18 protein-coding genes and 2 tRNA genes are annotated in these 16,713 nt (G+C 70.6%); 4 read left to right on the top strand and 16 right to left on the bottom strand.

The features are described 5' to 3' along the window. Positions 1 to 2: 2 nt before the first annotated feature. Both ACYBSK_RS11255 and ACYBSK_RS11250 read right to left on the bottom strand, forming a co-directional pair. Positions 3 to 1,223 (bottom strand): hypothetical protein, encoded by a 1,221-nt coding sequence (locus ACYBSK_RS11255; RefSeq protein ID WP_460245959.1) that lies wholly within the window; start codon positions 1,221 to 1,223, stop codon positions 3 to 5. A gap of 45 nt (positions 1,224 to 1,268) precedes the next feature. After that, entirely contained in the window at positions 1,269 to 1,835 is a 567-nt protein-coding gene (locus tag ACYBSK_RS11250) for a DUF4365 domain-containing protein (protein ID WP_457481711.1), read from the bottom strand. 183 nt (positions 1,836 to 2,018) lie between these two features. Here ACYBSK_RS11250 and ACYBSK_RS11245 point away from each other — a divergent pair, with 183 nt between their 5' ends. After that, positions 2,019 to 2,744: a 3'-5' exonuclease gene (locus ACYBSK_RS11245; protein ID WP_457476757.1), complete on the top strand. Its 726-nt coding sequence runs from the start codon at positions 2,019 to 2,021 to the stop codon at positions 2,742 to 2,744. 78 nt (positions 2,745 to 2,822) lie between these two features. Here ACYBSK_RS11245 and ACYBSK_RS11240 read toward each other — a convergent pair. The 9 genes from ACYBSK_RS11240 to ACYBSK_RS11200 form a co-directional block, all read right to left on the bottom strand. Beyond that, positions 2,823 to 2,894, bottom strand: a tRNA-Val gene (locus tag ACYBSK_RS11240). 39 nt (positions 2,895 to 2,933) lie between these two features. Beyond that, complete coding sequence (locus tag ACYBSK_RS11235; protein ID WP_457476756.1) at positions 2,934 to 3,389, bottom strand: SRPBCC family protein; 456 nt, start codon at positions 3,387 to 3,389, stop codon at positions 2,934 to 2,936. A 40-nt stretch (positions 3,390 to 3,429) separates the two neighbouring features. Beyond that, entirely contained in the window at positions 3,430 to 6,174 is a 2,745-nt protein-coding gene (locus ACYBSK_RS11230) for an exo-rhamnogalacturonan lyase family protein (RefSeq protein WP_460245958.1), read from the bottom strand. Between the two features lie 75 nt (positions 6,175 to 6,249). Beyond that, a complete protein-coding gene (locus tag ACYBSK_RS11225; RefSeq protein WP_460245957.1) occupies positions 6,250 to 6,858 on the bottom strand; it encodes a hypothetical protein in 609 nt (202 codons plus the stop codon). Beyond that, positions 6,855 to 7,727, bottom strand: coding sequence for a carbohydrate ABC transporter permease (locus tag ACYBSK_RS11220; protein ID WP_460245956.1), 873 nt, complete (start codon positions 7,725 to 7,727; stop codon positions 6,855 to 6,857). Before ACYBSK_RS11220 ends, ACYBSK_RS11225 begins: the two co-directional genes overlap by 4 nt. Beyond that, positions 7,724 to 8,680 carry a carbohydrate ABC transporter permease gene (locus tag ACYBSK_RS11215; protein WP_460245955.1) on the bottom strand — a complete coding sequence of 319 codons (957 nt, stop codon included), beginning with the start codon at positions 8,678 to 8,680 and terminating at the stop codon, positions 7,724 to 7,726. The genes ACYBSK_RS11220 and ACYBSK_RS11215 overlap by 4 nt, the downstream gene beginning before the upstream one ends. A gap of 32 nt (positions 8,681 to 8,712) precedes the next feature. Then, positions 8,713 to 10,029 carry an ABC transporter substrate-binding protein gene (locus ACYBSK_RS11210; protein WP_460245954.1) on the bottom strand — a complete coding sequence of 439 codons (1,317 nt, stop codon included), beginning with the start codon at positions 10,027 to 10,029 and terminating at the stop codon, positions 8,713 to 8,715. A 195-nt stretch (positions 10,030 to 10,224) separates the two neighbouring features. Further along, positions 10,225 to 10,296: transfer RNA gene (locus ACYBSK_RS11205), tRNA-Val, on the bottom strand. A gap of 63 nt (positions 10,297 to 10,359) precedes the next feature. Then, on the bottom strand, positions 10,360 to 10,830 hold the full coding sequence (locus ACYBSK_RS11200; RefSeq protein WP_460245953.1) for a TIGR02611 family protein: 471 nt from the start codon (positions 10,828 to 10,830) through the stop codon (positions 10,360 to 10,362). A 190-nt stretch (positions 10,831 to 11,020) separates the two neighbouring features. Here ACYBSK_RS11200 and ACYBSK_RS11195 point away from each other — a divergent pair, with 190 nt between their 5' ends. Then, a complete protein-coding gene (locus ACYBSK_RS11195) occupies positions 11,021 to 11,434 on the top strand; it encodes an SsgA family sporulation/cell division regulator (protein ID WP_004002642.1) in 414 nt (137 codons plus the stop codon). 248 nt (positions 11,435 to 11,682) lie between these two features. Next, a complete protein-coding gene (locus tag ACYBSK_RS11190) occupies positions 11,683 to 12,243 on the top strand; it encodes a CGNR zinc finger domain-containing protein (protein ID WP_460245952.1) in 561 nt (186 codons plus the stop codon). A 32-nt stretch (positions 12,244 to 12,275) separates the two neighbouring features. Here the strand turns inward: ACYBSK_RS11190 and ACYBSK_RS11185 are convergent, their stop codons facing one another. After that, the gene (locus ACYBSK_RS11185; RefSeq protein ID WP_457476748.1) at positions 12,276 to 12,494 is read right to left on the bottom strand and encodes a hypothetical protein; all 219 of its coding nucleotides are present in this window, start codon (positions 12,492 to 12,494) and stop codon (positions 12,276 to 12,278) included. 120 nt (positions 12,495 to 12,614) lie between these two features. Continuing rightward, on the bottom strand, positions 12,615 to 13,037 hold the full coding sequence (locus ACYBSK_RS11180) for a hypothetical protein (RefSeq protein ID WP_460245951.1): 423 nt from the start codon (positions 13,035 to 13,037) through the stop codon (positions 12,615 to 12,617). Between the two features lie 228 nt (positions 13,038 to 13,265). On the opposite strand from ACYBSK_RS11180, the gene ACYBSK_RS11175 reads away from it, so the two are divergent. Continuing rightward, on the top strand, positions 13,266 to 13,775 hold the full coding sequence (locus ACYBSK_RS11175; protein WP_460245950.1) for a DsbA family protein: 510 nt from the start codon (positions 13,266 to 13,268) through the stop codon (positions 13,773 to 13,775). 11 nt (positions 13,776 to 13,786) lie between these two features. On the opposite strand, the gene ACYBSK_RS11170 is transcribed toward ACYBSK_RS11175, so the two are convergent. The 3 genes from ACYBSK_RS11170 to ACYBSK_RS11160 all read right to left on the bottom strand — a co-directional run bounded on the left by ACYBSK_RS11170 (position 13,787) and on the right by ACYBSK_RS11160 (position 16,621). After that, a complete protein-coding gene (locus ACYBSK_RS11170; protein WP_460245949.1) occupies positions 13,787 to 14,611 on the bottom strand; it encodes a GNAT family N-acetyltransferase in 825 nt (274 codons plus the stop codon). 138 nt (positions 14,612 to 14,749) lie between these two features. Further along, the gene (locus ACYBSK_RS11165) at positions 14,750 to 15,574 is read right to left on the bottom strand and encodes an aminotransferase class IV (RefSeq protein WP_460245948.1); all 825 of its coding nucleotides are present in this window, start codon (positions 15,572 to 15,574) and stop codon (positions 14,750 to 14,752) included. 12 nt (positions 15,575 to 15,586) lie between these two features. Continuing rightward, positions 15,587 to 16,621 (bottom strand): chorismate-binding protein, encoded by a 1,035-nt coding sequence (locus tag ACYBSK_RS11160; protein ID WP_460245947.1) that lies wholly within the window; start codon positions 16,619 to 16,621, stop codon positions 15,587 to 15,589. Positions 16,622 to 16,713 lie beyond the last annotated feature (92 nt).

Genomic DNA, 16,713 nt, shown 5'->3' with positions numbered 1-16,713 from the left:
GCTCACGGCTCCTCCCCCGAGCACGCCTCCTCGAAGAAGTCCAGGTTCTCCTGGAGCGACTTCAGCAGCCGGTCCCGCTCCGCCTCCTCCACCTGCACGGGTACGACGCCGCTCGCACCGGTCAGGCGGCGGAAGCCGCCCCGGCTCTCCAGGTGGCCGTGCACCCGGATCGGCAGTCCCACCAGGTGCGCGTGGCCCGCGATCCGGTACGACTCCTCGTCCAGCGTCATCCGTACGTGCGGCACCTCGACGCCGGCGATGACCCGCAGCCGCACCGAGCCGGGGCCGCGCGGTCCGGCCCTGCGCATGCGGACGACGGCGCCGGTGACGCGGACGGAGACGGCCGGTTCGGCGTGCTGGTAGCGGGCGCCCGCCTCGCGCAGCACGTCGAGGTCGCCGGGTGAGAACTCGACGGGGGCGTCGCCGTCCGTGCACTCGAGCGGCACCCCGGCGGCGGGCGCCCAGGCCACGCCGACGCGCGCGCCCTCCGTGCCGCGCACCAGCGCGACGAGCGCCTCGGTCAGTTCCCGGCTGACACCGGCCTCGACCGCGCCGTCGAAGGCGTCCATGCCGCCGGTGGCCCGCCGGTAGTCGATGGCCTCGCGCGCCGCGTACAGCGCCTGGTGCAGCCGCACGGCGAGGACACGGCCGGTGGCGACGGGCACGAACGCGGTGAGCCGGCGACCGCCGGACGCCGACTGCACGAGGACGTCCTCCAGGGCCGCGGCGGCGGGCCGCCGGTGCCGGGCCCCGTAGTACCCGGCGCGGCCGCGCGCGGCGAGGGCGCCCGCGAGCAGCATCTGCCGTGCCGCGCCCCGTAGTTGCTCCTCCGCGGTCCATGAGGAGGCGCCCGCGGGTCCGGCCGGGACGTCGCGCGTCCAGCGGATCTCGTCGCTGGGCACGGCGAGCGAGACCAGTACCTCGCGCGCGGACGGCGTCCCGCTGCGCTCCAGGGCGACGAGCGCCTCCCCGAGCAGTTCCTCGCTGTCCGGGAAGGCCCGGCTCTCCGGCACGAGCAGGCTGGTGCGCGCCCCGGCCCCCGGCAGCGTCCAGCGCGCGTACCGCCCGGCGGCCCCGCCGCGCCGCTGCCAGCCGTGCCGGTCGAGGAGGGCGCTGAGGACCGCGGGGTCGACCTGAGCGGGTTCGGGTCCTGCGAGTTCCACGGGGTGGCCGCGGCCCACGCCGAGGGGACGCAGTGGTTCGTCGATCGGACGATGCCGCATCGCACAACTCCGTTCTGCCCCGGCCTGATCGGGCCGCGTGGGCCGTCAGGGCCGTCCGCCCGCCCCCACCCTGGTCATGATGTCGCAGAGCGCGCGGTCGTCGAAGATCCGCGCCGTCGGAACGCGCACGGTGGTCCTGCGCCGGCCGGTGGCCCGCCGGCCGGCGAGGTTGATCCAGTAGCAGCAGTGCCTCAGGTCGAGCCGGTCGTGGCCGGCGCGCAGCCAGTCGTCCTGGGAGCGCGGCACGAGCATCACGACCAGGATCTTGTGCACCGACACCGGGGTGCGGGCCAGCTTCTCCAGGTGCGCGTTGTCGAGCGTGAACGCGAAGGTCGAGCCCGGCGGGTTCGGTGCCACCTGGTAGGTCGCCTTGAGCTGCACTTTGATGGTGACCTCGTCGTCGATCGCGTGCCCCGGCGAGCTGTGGCTGACGTGCCAGTCGATGCCGTTGTCCGGGAAGGGCTGCGAGAGCGAGCACCCCGCGGCGGCGGTGACGGCATGCAGATAGCCCACCTGCAAGGTCTCCATGCAGGCGGTGGTGGCGAGGGTGCCGCGCGGCGGTGCGATCCGCTCGGGCAGCAGCCCGCCTGATTCGGGCCGCGCGAGCGCCATGGGCCGGTTGACCTTCCAGGAATGCGGGTTCATGCCGATGGCACCCCGCTGAACTGCCATGACTCGTACCTGTGTTGTGACCGGTCGGCGTACGACGCAAACAGCGCGGGTATCACCGCTTGGGCAGGGACGGCATGTCGACGGGACGTCATCTGCCGCGGGTGAACCGGGAGTTGAGTAATCATGACGTGCTGGTACGAGGGGCCTTTGGCTGCCTTCGACACGGAAACAACGGGCGTGGACGTGGAGAACGATCGCATCGTCTCCGCGGCGATCGTGGTGCAGGACGCGGCGGGCACCCGACCGCGGGTGTTCCGCTGGCTGGTGAATCCCGGCGTGCCGGTGCCGGCCGGCGCGACCGAGGTGCACGGTCTGACCGACGAGCATCTCCAGCGCAACGGACGGTGGCCGGCGCCGGTGATGGAGGAGGTCGGGCGGGCGCTCGCCGAGCAGGCCGCGGCGGGGCGTCCGCTCGTGGTGATGAACGCGCCGTTCGATCTGACGCTTCTGGACCGGGAGTTGAAGCGGCACCGCGCCTCTTCGCTCGCGCGCTACCTGGAGACGTCGTCCCTGTGCGTGATCGACCCGCGGGTCCTGGACAAGCACCTGGACCGCTACCGCAAGGGCCGCCGCACCCTGACCGATCTGTGCGCGCACTACGAGGTGGAGCTCTCGGAGGCGCACGACGCGGCGGCGGACGCGCAGGCGTCGCTGGATCTGGTGCGGGCGGTGGGCCGTCGTTTCGCGTCCCGCCTGGAGCGCCTGTCCGCCGCCGAGCTGCACACGTTGCAGGCGGTCTGGCACGCGGCGCAGGCCCGCGGTCTCCAGGCCTGGTTCGCGCGCAGCGGCAACCCGGAGACGGTGGACCCGGCCTGGCCCCTGCGCCCGGAACTTCCGGCGGCGGCCTGATCGTTCCCCCGCCGGGGTTCTGATGCGCAGAAACGAAAAACCGGCCCGTCGTATGTGACGGACCGGTCATTCTCCGGGTGGGCGATACTGGGTTCGAACCAGTGACCTCTTCGGTGTGAACGAAGCGCTCTCCCACTGAGCTAATCGCCCGGGAACGCGTTGAACAATACAGGTCGCGGCGCCCAGTGTTCAAACCGGTTGCATGTACGCGGCCAGCCCGCGCCGCCCGCCGCGCATCATCCACGCGTGGTTGGCGAGGAACACCGGACGCCCCGGTACCGCGAACCGGCGCATCAGCGGCTTGCCCACCTCGACCTCCTGGTCGTAGACGGCGCGCGTGCCGCCGCCGGGCCGCGGCCGCAGCGTCCAGCGCGCCCACCCCTCCAGGTCCCCGGTCATCCGGACCTCAAGGACCCGCGCGGCCGGGTCACGGCGCCGCTCGGACGCCGTGACGTGCAGCTCGTACGGGAGGAAGGACCGGAAGACGGCGACGCCGCTGGTGGAGCTTCCGTCCAGCGGTGTCACCGAGCGGACCTGGGGCCACCAGCGCGGGTACTCCTCGGCCCGTTCGAGCACCGCGTACACGGTGCCCGGCGGGGCGGGCAGATCCCACACGCTGCGGAAGCGGTAGTGGTTCCAGTCCATGGACCGAGTCTGCCCGCGGACCGGGGCCTTCCGGCGGAGGTCAGGGCATCTTGTCGCCGACGAGCGCCAGGTTCTCGATGGCGGCGAGGCCGTAGAGGGCAGTGTCGTTGGTGTAGACCCAGTTGGCCTCGGTGCCCGCGACGAGCGTGACGGGCCCCTCGACCTTCTCGGTCTTCCAGGGCGCGGACTCCTTGTAGCCGTCGGAGTTGTAGAACTTGTCCCAGGCCCGCTTGGCCAGCTTGTCGTCGCCGGTGCGCACGGCGGCGTAGGCGTCGAGCCGGGAGTGGCCCTGGAAGAGGATCAGCGAGCCGAAATTGGACCCGTACCGCGCGGCCTGTTCCGTCTTCGAGGCGTTGAAGTAGCGGCAGTAGTCGTAGTACGCCTCCTCGAACTTCGGCATGTCGACGATGTCGATGAGTTCGGCGCACAGTTCGTTGAGGCCGAAGACGGCCGACAGGTGGGAGACGCCGACGACGGGCTCGTCGGCGATGGCGAACTTGCCGGTGTCGAGGTCGTAGAGGCCGCTGCCCTGCACGAAGCCGTTGGGCTGCGCGGCGATGGTCTCCATGGTCGACAGGACGCGGGCCTTGGCCTTCTCCCACTTGGGCCCGCGCCGCTCCCACTCGGTGAGCCAGGCGGAGACGAGGCCGCTCCAGTCGGTGCCGAAGCCGATGGACAGGGCGTGCGGGTCGGGCTTGTAGTCGGGGTCGGGGCGGACCTTGCGCTGCGGGTCGAGGACGAGGAACGTCTCGTCGGAGTCGACGTTGGCGTGCATGAGGTCGCCGACGCGTTCGTCGCCGGTGAGGAAGTAGTAGTAGCGGCGGTACGTGGTGTTGGCGATGCGCTGCTGCTTGGCGGAGTCGGCGTAGTGCTGGACGCCGTGCCGGGTGCCGAGGCCGGCCCACTTGCCGAGGTGGTAGACGTCGACCTCGCCGGTGTGCCGGGTCATGGCCTCGGCGAAGCGGAAGATGTCGGCGCGGCCGGAGCGCAGGTACGCGAACCAGAGCCACAGGTCGGGCGAGAGCTCCGAGTTGTCCCAGGCGTAGCCGCCGACGTCGTAGCGCCACTGGTGGCGGACCGGGTCGTAGGAGTGCATCACATCGCCGTAGTCCCAGAAGCCGTACCAACGGCGCATCTCCACCTGGTCCTTGTAGTAGGTGAAGAGGAAGTCGAGGTGGTCCTCGATCTTGGCCTTGGCGGGGGTGGAGCGGTCGGGCTCGGAGTAGAGGCCGGGGCCGAAGACACGCGCCTTGATGAGCTGCTTCGGCGGCGCGGCGAGCTGCGGCAGCACGCGCACGGCCTCGACCTGCTCGGCGAAGGCCGTGGGCTTGGGCGTGGAGTCGTTCGCCCAGAACATCAGCTCGCTGGTGCGGGCGATGCCGTAGGGGGTGCCGAACTCGGGCTCGTAGTCCTCGTACGTGATGTTGAGGCCTTCGAGCTGCTCGGCGAAGGTGTCCTGGCCCATGCCGTCGTGGTAGAAGCGCAGGTCCATGGGTTGCGCCTCGGGCGACCAGAGCCAGAGGGTGACCTCGGCCTCGTCGGTGTGGGCGTCGCGGATGTCGAGGCCCGCCGGGTGCTTCTCCCAGAAGTCGCGCAGGCCGAAGGAGAGTCCGCCGCTGGGGCCGCCGACGTAGCCGAATCCGCTGGCGCGGCGGCCGCCTCCGGCGCCGATCCAGCCGTGGCCCTTCTTGGTGCGCTTCTTCAGCGTGAAGCCGTCCGCCGACAGCTGCGAGAGCGTGTAGTCGCCCCACTCGGGGATGTACTTCAGGCGGGTGGTGACGCGCTGGTCCCAGGTGGCGGGGTCGGGCAGCTTCTCGCCGGCGAACTGGGCCTCCTGCACGGCCGCGCCCGGGTCGCGGCGCAGGCCCGTGATGCCCTGGACGGCCTCGCGGAGCATGCCGGTGCCCTCGCCGCCGATTCGGATGTGCCGGTCGTAGGCCTTGTCGCGCATGGGGACGGTGAAGCGGACGCCGAGCCCGCGGATGAAGTCTCCGGACGCCTTGCCGGGCTCCTGGGTGCCGTCGAACGTGATGGTGTGCACCATGCGGAACGACTCGGCGCCCGCGTAGAAGTACAAGCGGATGGAGAAGGGCAGCCAGCTCCGGTTGCCCTTGCGGTGCTTGCCGTCGATGCGGACGACGGCGCGGACCGGCCCGTCCTGCTCGACCTTCGTCTCCTCGATGACCGACTCGAACCGCTCGTACTTCTGGGTGCCCTGGTCGCCGTCCTCGATCTCGCCCTGGCGCAGCAGCACGAGGCGGCCGTCCTTGACGATCTCCGTGGAGCCGCGGGTGACGGACTTGACCAGGCTCGATCCGCTCTTGCCGAGCTTGGCGACGACGACGCCGGTGTCGACGGTGACGACGCCGCCGCTCTCCTTGACGCTCACCTTCTTCTCGGGGGCGGCGGCGGTTCCGGCGGCGAGTCTCAGCTTGCCCGCGCCGACGCCGGGGCCGACGGCGTGCGCGGTCCACTTCAGGGAGCCGTCGGGCCACTGGGCGAGCGGCCAGGTCTGGACGGGGACCTGCTTGCCGTCCTCGGTGGTGAGGGCGAACTCCTGCCCCTTGTCGTACGCGCCCTTGGGCCAGGGCACGCCGACGGTGGAGCCGGGGGCCGCGCCGAGCCCGCCGTCCTCCAGCCAGCCGAGCGTGACGGGCTCGGCCTCGGCGGGCGCGGCGGCCGGTGCGGCCTGCGCCTCCTTGTTGCCGAGCGCCCAGCTGAACTGCGCGGCGGCGCCGGCGACCGCGGCGGCCTTGAGGAGGGACCTGCGGGGAATGGGGGACATCGTCATTCCTTTCCGTGCATGCCAAAGGTGCTGTACGAGAAGGGGGTTGAGGGAGGTTCGTGGGGGTGGTGCGGGTCAGCGGCCCGCGCCGCGCTCCTCCACCGCGACCGCCGCGGCGGCGAGGATGCCGAGGACCGGGATCGCGAGCGGCGTGAGGAACTCGGCGCTGAGCACCACGAGCGCGAGTCCGCAGACCAGGAGCAGGGAGCCGCCCGGGGTCCGTGCCGTGCGCCGGGCGGCGTCGCGGAGCAGCGCCCGCCAGGAGCGGTCCGGCTGCCACACGGCGGCGGCCCGGAGCACGACGACGGCGGCACCGATGAGCGCGAAGATGCCGACGGCCGCCGCGAGTTGGCCGCCGGGCAGCCCGGCGCGCGCGACCCGGACGTCGACCACGACGGCGAACCCGGCGGCCGCGCCGGCCAGGCCGACGAGCCACCCGCGCCGGGCGGCGGCGCGGACGTCGGCGACGAACTCCCGCCAGCCGCCAGCCTGTTGGGTCAGGTGGCGGCGCAGGTGCCGGGCCCCGGCCGCGAAGGCGGCCGGAGCGGTGACCAGCGGGACGGACGCGAGCGCGATCCACACCCCGGTGAGCAGGCACTCGGCGAAGACCGTGAACCCGATCCGCCGACGCGACTCGACGGCGGGCCGACGCTTGGTCCGGTCCGCCCGCGCCGCCGCTCTCACTTGAGCCCCGAGGTGGCCATGCCGTCGATCAGGTACCGCTGGAAGGCCATGAAGAAGGCGATGACCGGGATGAGCGCCATCATCGCCATGGCGATCTGACCGCCGTAGTCGGAGATGCCCTGCTGGTCGCGGAACATCATCAGGCCGAGCGAGACGGTGTACTTGGAGGGCTCGTTGAGGTAGATCAGCGGGCCCATGAAGTCGTTCCAGGCGTTGATGAACGTGAAGATCGCGCTGGTGATCAGGGCGGGCCGGCACAGCGGCAGCACGATCGACCAGTAGATCCGCAGGTGTCCGCAGCCGTCGAGCCGGGCCGCCTCGTCCAGCTCGCGCGGCAGTCCGCGCATGAACTGCACCATGAGGAAGACGAAGAACGCCTCGGTGGCGAGGAACTTGCCCGCGAGCAGCGGCACGTACGTGTTGATGAGTTCCAGCTTCTGGAACATCACGTACTGCGGGATGAGCAGCACGTGGTAGGGCAGCAGCAGCGTGCCGATCATCAGCGCGAAGAGCAGGTTGCGCCCCTTGAAGGAGATCTTCGCGAAGGCGTACGCGGTGAGCGAGCTGGAGATGACGACGCCGACGACCGCGAGCCCCGCGTAGAACAGCGAGTTGGTGAAGAACGTGCTGATGGAGATGCCGGCGATGCCGTCGGCGAGGCCCTTGACGTTGTCGAGGATCGGCTCGGCCGGGAAGAGGTCGAGGGAGCCGACGATCTGCTTGCCGGGCTTGAAGGCGGCGCCGATGACCCAGACGACCGGGTAGAGGACGACGCAGAGCACGGCGAGCGCGAAGAGGTGCCACACGAGGGATCCGGCGCGCTTGCGCGGGTTCGCTGCGGGCGACAACTCGGTGGTCGCGGTGGTCACTTGGCGTCCTCCTCGTAGTGCACCCACTTCTTCTGGGACCAGAACAGGACGGCGGTGACGAGCGCGACGGCGAGCAGCAGCATCCAGGCCATCGCGGACGCGAAGCCCATTTGGGACTGCTGGAAGCCCTTTTGGTACAGGTAACAGGTGTAGACGAGGGTGGCGTCGGCCGGTCCGCAGAACGTGTTGGAGACGACGTACGCCGAGCCGAAGATCTGGAAGGAGTGGATCGACTCCAGCAGGACGTTGAAGAAGAGCACCGGGGAGATCATCGGCAGGGTGATGTTCCAGAACCGGCGCAGCGGTCCCGCCCCGTCCACGGCGGCGGCCTCGTACAGTTCCTTCGGCACCTGCTTGAGCCCGGCCAGGAAGATGACCATGGGCGCGCCGAACTGCCAGACGGTGAGGGCGACGAGCGAGTACAGGATGAGATCGGGGTCGCCGATCCAGCCGCCGAGATCGATGCCGAGCGAGCCGAGTCCCTTGTCGACAACGGCGTTGTCGGAGAAGATCGCCCGCCAGACGAAGCCGACGGAGACGCTCGCGCCGATCAGCGACGGCGCGTAGAACGCGGCCCGGTACAGGCCCTGGCCGCGGCGGCTCTGGTTGAGCAGCAGCGCGACACCGAGCGCGAGCAGCAGCTTGAGCGGGGTGCCGATGACCACGTACTTGAGTGTGACCTGCACCGACTTCTGCCAGCGCGGGTCGTCGAACATGGCCGTGAAGTTGTCGAGGCCGATCCACTTGGGCGCCGCGAACAGGTTGTAGTCCGTGAACGCGTAGTAGAGCGAGGCGATCATCGGCCCCGCCGTGAGCAGCAGGAACCCCGCGAGCCACGGCGACATGAACAGATAGCCGGCGAGGTTGTCCCGTCGTCCCCGCCGCTTTTGCGCGACGGGTCGAACGTCGTTCCTCGCTTCGGCCAGGACTGTGGCGTCCTTGACGAGCGACATGGTGCTGTTTCCCCTCGGAAACGTAGGGGCTGTCAGGCCTGGAAGGCGGCCTCGGCCTCGCTGAAGAACTGCTTCACGGCGGCCGGCACCTTCTGCTTGGAGTTGGCGACGTCACCGGCGATGCGCAGGAAGGCGGCCTCGACGACGTCGGCGCCCGACGGGTGCGGCGTGATCTTGCCGAGCACTCCGGCCTTCTCGACCTCGGTCTCGTACGCGCCGATGCCCTTGTTGGCCTCGGCGACCGCCTTGTCGGTCTCCGCGCCCGGCTTGTACGCGTCGAACTGCTCCTGGGTCGCGAGCACACCCATGTCGTAGCCCATGATCTTGCCGACCTCGGGGTCGTGGACCATGAAGTCGATGAACTTCGCGGCCTGCGCCTGGGCCTTGCACTTGGTGGAGATCGACAGCATCAGCGAGCCGAGGTACTGGCCGGTGCCCTTCCCGTCGCTGGTCGGGATCGGCGCGAGCCCGTAGTCGGAGTCGCCCTCCCCCTCGTAGCGCACCGAGAAGTTGTCCCAGGTGAACTCGCCGGCCGCGAGCCCGGCGGAGAGCCCGGACTTGGGCTTGACCTGCTCGATCTTCTTCGGGTCGGCGACGAGGCCGGACTTCACGCGCTTGTAGTAGTCGGTCCACCACTGCGTCAGATCGTCCTCGGTGAAGCCGAGTTTGCCGTCCTTGAAGAACGCCTTGCCGTTCTGCCGCAGGTACGGGTCGTAGAGGTACATGATGCCGCCGTAGCCGGTGTCACCCGCGATCTTCAGCTTGTCCTGGATGGTCTGGAGGGACTTGAAGTACTCGTCCCAGGTCCAGCCGAACTTCGGCTCCACGCCCGCCTTAGCCCACGCCTTCTTGTCGATGACGAACGACATGGTGTTGGCGCCGACCGGAACCGCGACCTGCTTGCCGCCTTCGAGCTGACCGGCCGCCTCGACGCCGCCGCGGAAGTTCTTCAGGCTCAGATTTCCCGCGTCCACCTGGGACTTGAGGTCGAGCAGAACTCCGCGCTTGTCGTACTTCGCAAGGAAGGCAACGGAGTTGAGGAATACATCCGGAGGATTACCGCCCGAGGCCTGCGTCTGGAACTTCTCCCAGAATGCCTGGTAATCAGTGAATTCGGGCTTGATCTTGATCTTCGGATTCTTCTTCTCGAAGAGCGCGATCGCCTTCTTCATTTTCACGGCACGCGGCTCGCCGCCCCACCAGGCGAACCGCAGGGTCGCCGGACCGTCCGCGTTCCCCGCGTCGCCCGACCCGCCGTCGCCCCCGCACCCGGCCGCCGTCAGGCCGACCGCCGCGACCGACGCCCCCGTGACCTTCAGCAGGCCACGTCGATCAAGATCCCTGTTCATAGGCACAGCCAGCCCCTCCACATGCGCATTGAATCGTTTTAGGTAAGCGCTTGCCGAGCAAAAGTAGAGACGGGTGGGGGGTGCGTCAACAGTTCGGACAAAGATTTGCGTCGCGGGGGCACGAACCCGCAGGCCAGACGCGAAAAACGCCGAGGGCCCCGGAGACTCGACGTCTCCGGGGCCCTCGATCCGGGGTGGGCGATACTGGGTTCGAACCAGTGACCTCTTCGGTGTGAACGAAGCGCTCTCCCACTGAGCTAATCGCCCGGGCGCAGGAAGAACATTACCCCATGTCAGGGGGTGCCTGGGACCATCCCGCGTCCCCCTCGGTCACTGCTTGATGTTCCACGGCATCTCGAGCCCGAACTTCCACAAGTAGATGCCCGCGAGCACCGCGATGATCACCAGTCCGACCGTGGTCAGGATGATGTTCCGCCGCCGCACCTTCGGGTCGAGGGCGCGCTGCGTCGCCTCCGTGACCTTGCGCTTCGTCCAGCGCAGCACCAGCTGCGCCCAGACGAACTCGGTCGCCCAGATCGCCATGCCGCCGAAGATCACGAGCCAGCCGGGCCCCGGCAGCGGCAGCATGATCACGCCGCCGACCACGACCGCGAGCCCCACCACGAAGACGCCGACCTGCCAGCTCAGGTGCAGCGTCCTGCGGGCCTGGATGAACTCCGGGGCCCGCGACCCCAGCGGCTTCGCCCCCGACTCCTCGCCGTCCCGGCCGTCCCCGGCGGACGCGTCGGCGCTGTCGGACACCTCGGGCCCCTTGGCCCCCTTGTCACTCCCCGTATTCATGGGCTCAAACCTACCCGAACGTTTCGCGTCACCGGAATGGGCGTTCCTCCATAAGAAAGACTCGGCCGTACGAGCTACGTAAAGACGCTCAAAACCCTCAGAGGGGTTTACAACGGCACCGTAGGTGGCATGTCGATTTCGCCGACGTGCGAATCCCCGAGCGCACACTGAGCGAAAGGCCCTGGCGCTTATGAACACCACGGTCAGCTGCGAGCTGCACCTGCGCCTCGTTGTGTCGAGCGAGTCCTCACTGCCCGTTCCCGCAGGTCTGCGGTATGACACGGCCGATCCCTATGCCGTGCACGCCACCTTCCACACCGGAGCCGAGGAGACCGTCGAATGGGTGTTTGCCCGCGACCTCCTCGCCGAAGGCCTTCACCGGCCGACCGGCACCGGAGACGTCCGAGTCTGGCCGTCCCGTAGCCACGGTCAGGGCGTTGTCTGCATCGCCCTGAGCTCTCCCGAGGGCGAGGCTCTGCTCGAGGCCCCGGCGCGGGCCCTGGAGTCCTTCCTGAAGCGGACGGACGCCGCCGTGCCCCCGGGCACGGAGCACCGCCATTTCGACCTCGACCAGGAGCTCTCGCACATCCTCGCGGAAAGCTAGCGCCGCAGGACGAGGAGGCTCGCGCCGACAGCCAGTCGGCGTGCGCGGCACGAGAGCGTGCCGTGCCGTCCACTCGGGGAGACGGCACGGCCTTCGGTCGGGACAACCGCATACGGCATACACCGGCGCCGCCGCCGTGGGAGTGAGTTTCCACGGAGGCGGCGCAGGTGCGTTCCACGAGGCCCGCAGGGACTAGGCTCGGTCGGCATCGGCGGGCAGCAGCCCTACCCCAGGCCAGGGAGCGAATCGTGCTGATCACCCACGACACCCGGTGTGCGCTCGACACCGTGGTCGATCTGGTGAACACGACACCGGACGGCGAGGAGGCGCAGGACGGGCTCGCCACGCTGGCCGCGCTGACGGATTTCGTACGAAGGAACGATGTCAGCGACGTCGGTGCGCTCAGTGAGGACGATCTTCGCGCGGTGCGCACGGTGCGTGAGCGGTTCGCCGCCGTGTTCGCGGCGAGTGACCAGCGCGGGGCGGCCGCGGTGATCAACGAACTGGTCGCCGAGGCGGGCACCACGCCCCGCCTCACCGACCACGACGGCTACGACTGGCACATGCACTACTTCGCGCCCGGCGCCTCCGTCGCCGACCACCTGGCGGCCGACTGCGGGATGGCGCTGGCGTTCTTCGTGGTCGCCGGGGAGCAGGAGCGGCTGCGCCGCTGCGAGGCCCCCGACTGCCGGCACGCGTTCGTGGACCTGTCCCGCAACCGCTCCCGCCGCTACTGCGACAGCCGCACGTGCGGGAACCGGCTGCACGTCGCGGCCTATCGGGCACGCCGCAAGGAAGCCGCGGGCTGAATCCGTTCACGACGGCAGGCCGCGCGCGGCGGTCACAGCAGCAGGAGGTCGTGCAGCGCGGCCATCAGGAGCAGACAGCCGATCACCCCCAGGAAGATCATCAGCGGGGGTTGGGAGAGCGCGAAGAGGCAGCCGCGCTGACTCGCGGTCGGCGGCTTCGTCGGTACGGGCATGGGCGGCGCGGTCTCACTGAGAGGCGCCTGCCCCTGGTCGGCGTCCAGCTGGTCGGGCAGCTGCGGTGTGTCCAGCATCTCGCCGCGATGATGACGCACTTGGCGGCCGCCGGTCGCTCAACGCACCACTTTCGGGGGGCAGTTGGCCGGAACCCGTGACAGCGCGCCCCCCGCGCCCGTTGACGTCGGATGCCGTGCTCAGATCCCGTGCTTCTTGAGGATCGCCTCGATGTCGCTGAAGTCCTCGCCGGGTTCGGCCTTCGCCTTCTTCGGCGGAGGCGTCGTCGCGGCCCGCTGGCTCTGGCCGAGGGAGGGCGCCGAGGCCGTCGGGGCGACGGCCCCGCGCTCCTTGGCGGGGCGCGTGGCGCGGCGCCGCTCGACGGCCCGCGTCCCCATGAACAGCAGCCAGGCGCCGCCGAGCACGCCGAAGCCGGCCCAGGCGGTCGGGCTGAACGCCGTGTCCACCGCCCACTCGACCGCGCCCGTCATCACCAGGCCCAGCGGCACGAGCGCGTAGGCGGCGGTACGGGCGGCCTTCAGGAACCGCTTGCGGAAGGCGAGAACCCCGGCGATGCCCAGGCCCGCCACGGCGACGGCGGAACACACGGTCTCGGCAATCATCCGGTCCTCCCGAGTTCGGACGCTGTACGGACATCGACGCCGTACGGAGCCGTACGGACATCAACAGGGCGATCAGGGGCGCTTCGCCCCTTCCATCCTGCACCGCCCGGGGGTCCGCGGGCCACGCCCAGGGCCCGCCTCCGTCGGATCTGGGGGACATCTCGGGGTCGTGGCTCCTCCGCAGGTCCAGGTTGGGACGCGCGGGGCGGTCCTGGGAGACTTGATCCCATGAACGCCCCGAAGCCCCTTCTTGACGTGTGGTGCGAGCTGCAGTGCCCCGACTGCCGCTCGGCCCTGGACGACCTCCGCGCGCTGCGCGAGCGCTACGGCGACCGCATCGAGCTGCGGCTGCGGCACTTCCCGCTGGACAAGCACAAGCACTCCTTCGCGGGCGCGCAGGCCGCCGAGGAGGCGTTCGAGCAGGGCAAGGGGTGGCCGTACGTGGAGGCCGTGCTCGGGTGCGTCGAGGAGTTCGACCGCGAGGGCGAGAAGTTCCTCGTCGAGGTGGCGGGCGAACTCGGCCTGGACGCCGAGGAGTTCGACACCGCACTGATCGACGGCCGGCACATCCTGATCGTCGACGCCGACCAGGCCGAGGGCAAGGTCATCGGCGTGACCGGCACGCCCACGTACGAGATCGGCGGCGAGATCCTGCACGGCGGGAAGAGCCAGGAAGGGCTGCGCGCGCGGATCGAGGAGATCGCGGACCGGCTCCTCGCGGAGGCCGGGCAGGGCTGACGGGCCCAGGGTCAGAGCAGCTGCTTGTAGAGGTAGTAGCTGGTCGGCTCGTAGCCGAGCGAGTCGTACAGGCACTGCGCGGTCGCGTTCCGCGCGAAGACGTTCAGGCCGATCCGGGTGGCGCCCGCGGCGATCGAGTCGGCCTCGGCGAGCAGCATCAGCGAGCGCCCGTGGCCGCGCCCCCGGTGGTCGGGCGACACCTCGACGTCGAAGACGAACGCGCCTTCGGGACGCTGCGCCACCCAGAGCGTGCCGACGCGCTCCCCGTCGTGCTCCAGCACGCTGAGCAGCACGTCCGGGGTGGCGACGCCGTCCGGCAGGAGCGCCGCGTGGTCCCGCTCCGCCTTCTGCCGCGCCTCCTCCTGGGTGGCGCCGCGCTCGACCCAGGTCCGGGCGTACGCCGCCTTGGTGTGCGCGAGCCACGGCCCGTACTCGGCCTCCGTCATGCGCCGCCCCACGCTGCCTGCGGGCAGGGCGGGCGGCGCCGCGGGCAGGGCCTTCGCCATGTTCCGGTTGCGTTCCACGTAGCCGAGGGCGCCCGCGAGGCGGAGCAGGCCCTGCTGGTCGGCGGGTACGGCCAGCTCGACGCGGCGGCAGTTCCAGGACCGGGCCACCTCCTCCGCGGCGAGCGCGGCGACGGTGGCCCGCCCGCGCCCCCGGTCCTTCTCGTCGATGCGCAGATCCAGGACCTGGGCGACGGACGGCCCGAAGGCCGGGTGCGTGGCGAGGTGCAGGGTGCCGACGGGCCGGCTGTTGACGCACACCGCGTAGTGGCGCGAACGCGAGCCGTCGGGGGTGCGCTGGAGCGGCTCGGTCGGCCGCAGAGTCGTCGTCATCAGGGGTGTTCTACCCGCCCGTACCCCTGACGCGACAACGGATTTACGGGTCGAGGCGGTCTGCTGCCCACCCGTCCCGGCCGCTCCGGGTGGGCTGTTGTTCCGGCTGGGGGTTCGGGGGTCGCCCCCCGAGAGAAATCAGCACGGGTCGAGGCGGTCTGCTGCCCGCTCGTCCCACACGCGCATCGCCTTCGCCGTGACCGGGCCCGGGGCGTCGCTCAGGTCGCGGTCGTCGACGCGGTGCACGGCCTGGATGTCGCGCAGCGTCGACGTCAGGAAGACCTCGTCGGCCTCGGCGAGGACGGACAGCGGCAGGTCGGTCTCCTGGGCGCCCGTCCACTCGACGGCGAGGGCGCGCGTGATGCCGGCGAGCGGGCCCGCGGTCAGCGGCGGGGTGTGGATCTCGCCGTCGAGGACGACGAAGACGTTCGACCCCGTGCCCTCGCACAGCTGCCCCACCGTGTTCGCGAACAGGGCCTCCGAGGCGCCGTGTTCGTGGGCGCGCGCCAGGGCGACGACGTTCTCCGCGTACGAGGTGGTCTTCAGGCCCGCGAGGGCGCCGCGCTCGTTGCGGGTCCACGGGACGGTGATGACGGCCGTGGTGTCGGGGCGCCGCTGGGTCTCGCCGAGGGCGACGACGAGCGTGGCGCCGTGGTCGCCGCGGTCGGAGCCGAGGGGCGAGAGGCCGCCGGTGTAGGTGATGCGCAGGCGGCCGAGCGGCATCGGGTTGGCCTCCAGGACGGCGTCGCAGGCGCGGCGCACCTCGTGGAGGTCGGGCTCGGGCAGTCCGAGCCCGCGGGCCGAGCGGGCGAGCCGGTCCAGGTGGCGGGTGAGCGCGAACGGCTTGCCCTCGACGGCCTTGACCGTCTCGAAGATGCCGTCGCCCACGGTGAGCCCGTGGTCGAAGACGGAGACGCGCGCCGCCTCGGAGTCCTGAAGCCGTCCGTCGAGCCAGATCTTCACGGTTCCTGCCTTCTACGCTTCCATGTACGTTCCCGACGCTACCCCCAGGAGCCGCGCCGCCTTCAGCTCGGTCTCCCGCCACTCCCGCTCGGGGTCGGAGCCCCAGGTGATGCCGGCGCCGGTGCCGAACCGCAGGACGTCGCCGTCCTCGCCGCGGTCGATCCAGAACGTGCGGATCCCGACGGCCAGTTCACCTCTCCCCCGGTCGGCGTCCACCCAGCCGATGCCCCCGCAGTAGGGGCCGCGCGGCGCCGTCTCCAGCTCGTCGATGATCCGCAGGGCGCTGGACTTCGGGGCGCCGGTGACGGAGCCGGGCGGGAAGGCTGCGGCGAGCAGCTCGGGCCAGCCGGCCGTTTCGGGCAGCTCCCCGCGCACGGTCGAGACGAGGTGCACGAGTCCGGGGTGCTTCTCGACCACGCAGAGTTCGGGGACGCTCACGCTGCCGGTGGCGCAGACGACGCCCAGGTCGTTGCGGACCAGGTCGACGATCATCACGTTCTCTGCGTGGTCCTTGTCGAGGAGGTCCGCCTCGGTGCGGCCGGTGCCCTTGATCGGCCCGGATTCGACGACCCTGCCGTTCCGGCGCAGGAACAGCTCGGGCGAGGCCGTCGCGATCTCCACCCCGTGCCCGGGGATCCGCACGGTGCCCGCGTACGGGGCCGGGTTCCCGCGCGCGAGGAGAGCGGTGAGGGCGTCCACGTCGGCGTCCGGGGCGATGGGCGCGGAGAGCACGCGGCAGAGGTTGGCCTGGTAGACCTCGCCGGTCGCGATGTACGCGCGTATGCGCCGCACGCCCTCCGTGTACGCGGCGTGGTCGAGCGACGACGTCCAGTGCGCCGGCGCCGGTCCGTGCCACGCGCCGGGACGCGGGGCGGGGACCGGCTCCTTGCGCACGTCGGCGAAGCGGGCGCAGACGAGCCGGCCCTCGAAATCGGCGCAGACCGCCCAGAAGCCCTGGGAGTCGAGGGCCGCGGGATCGCTGGTGACGTCGCGCAGATCGGTCGCGACGAGCTCGCCGAAACGGGCGAGAGCAGGGAGGTCGTGCACGCATCCGAGTCTAGGACGGGTGACGGGCACCCACCTGAACAGGACCTTCGCCGGTCGCACCGCAGCACGCTGCGCAAACGCGTTTTTGTACT

It is taken from the genome of Streptomyces sp. BYX5S (assembly GCF_054724165.1).
The sequence above is the reverse complement of the archived record's forward strand: the minus strand, read 5'-3'. Positions and strand labels throughout refer to the sequence as shown.

Bases quoted from the DNA above. Each gene is read 5' to 3' on its own strand.
- ACYBSK_RS11210 (WP_460245954.1), bottom strand. From the start codon at position 10,029: ATGAACAGGGATCTTGATCGACGTGGCCTGCTGAAGGTCACGGGGGCG.
- ACYBSK_RS11185 (WP_457476748.1), bottom strand. From the start codon at position 12,494: ATGCTGGACACACCGCAGCTGCCCGACCAGCTGGACGCCGACCAGGGG.
- ACYBSK_RS11255 (WP_460245959.1), bottom strand. From the start codon at position 1,223: ATGCGGCATCGTCCGATCGACGAACCACTGCGTCCCCTCGGCGTGGGC.
- ACYBSK_RS11200 (WP_460245953.1), bottom strand. From the start codon at position 10,830: ATGAATACGGGGAGTGACAAGGGGGCCAAGGGGCCCGAGGTGTCCGAC.
- ACYBSK_RS11235 (WP_457476756.1), bottom strand. From the start codon at position 3,389: ATGGACTGGAACCACTACCGCTTCCGCAGCGTGTGGGATCTGCCCGCC.
- ACYBSK_RS11215 (WP_460245955.1), bottom strand. From the start codon at position 8,680: ATGTCGCTCGTCAAGGACGCCACAGTCCTGGCCGAAGCGAGGAACGAC.
- ACYBSK_RS11175 (WP_460245950.1), top strand. From the start codon at position 13,266: ATGAACGCCCCGAAGCCCCTTCTTGACGTGTGGTGCGAGCTGCAGTGC.
- ACYBSK_RS11250 (WP_457481711.1), bottom strand. From the start codon at position 1,835: ATGGCGCTCGCGCGGCCCGAATCAGGCGGGCTGCTGCCCGAGCGGATC.
- ACYBSK_RS11230 (WP_460245958.1), bottom strand. From the start codon at position 6,174: ATGTCCCCCATTCCCCGCAGGTCCCTCCTCAAGGCCGCCGCGGTCGCC.
- ACYBSK_RS11180 (WP_460245951.1), bottom strand. From the start codon at position 13,037: ATGATTGCCGAGACCGTGTGTTCCGCCGTCGCCGTGGCGGGCCTGGGC.
- ACYBSK_RS11195 (WP_004002642.1), top strand. From the start codon at position 11,021: ATGAACACCACGGTCAGCTGCGAGCTGCACCTGCGCCTCGTTGTGTCG.
- ACYBSK_RS11170 (WP_460245949.1), bottom strand. From the start codon at position 14,611: ATGACGACGACTCTGCGGCCGACCGAGCCGCTCCAGCGCACCCCCGAC.
- ACYBSK_RS11245 (WP_457476757.1), top strand. From the start codon at position 2,019: ATGACGTGCTGGTACGAGGGGCCTTTGGCTGCCTTCGACACGGAAACA.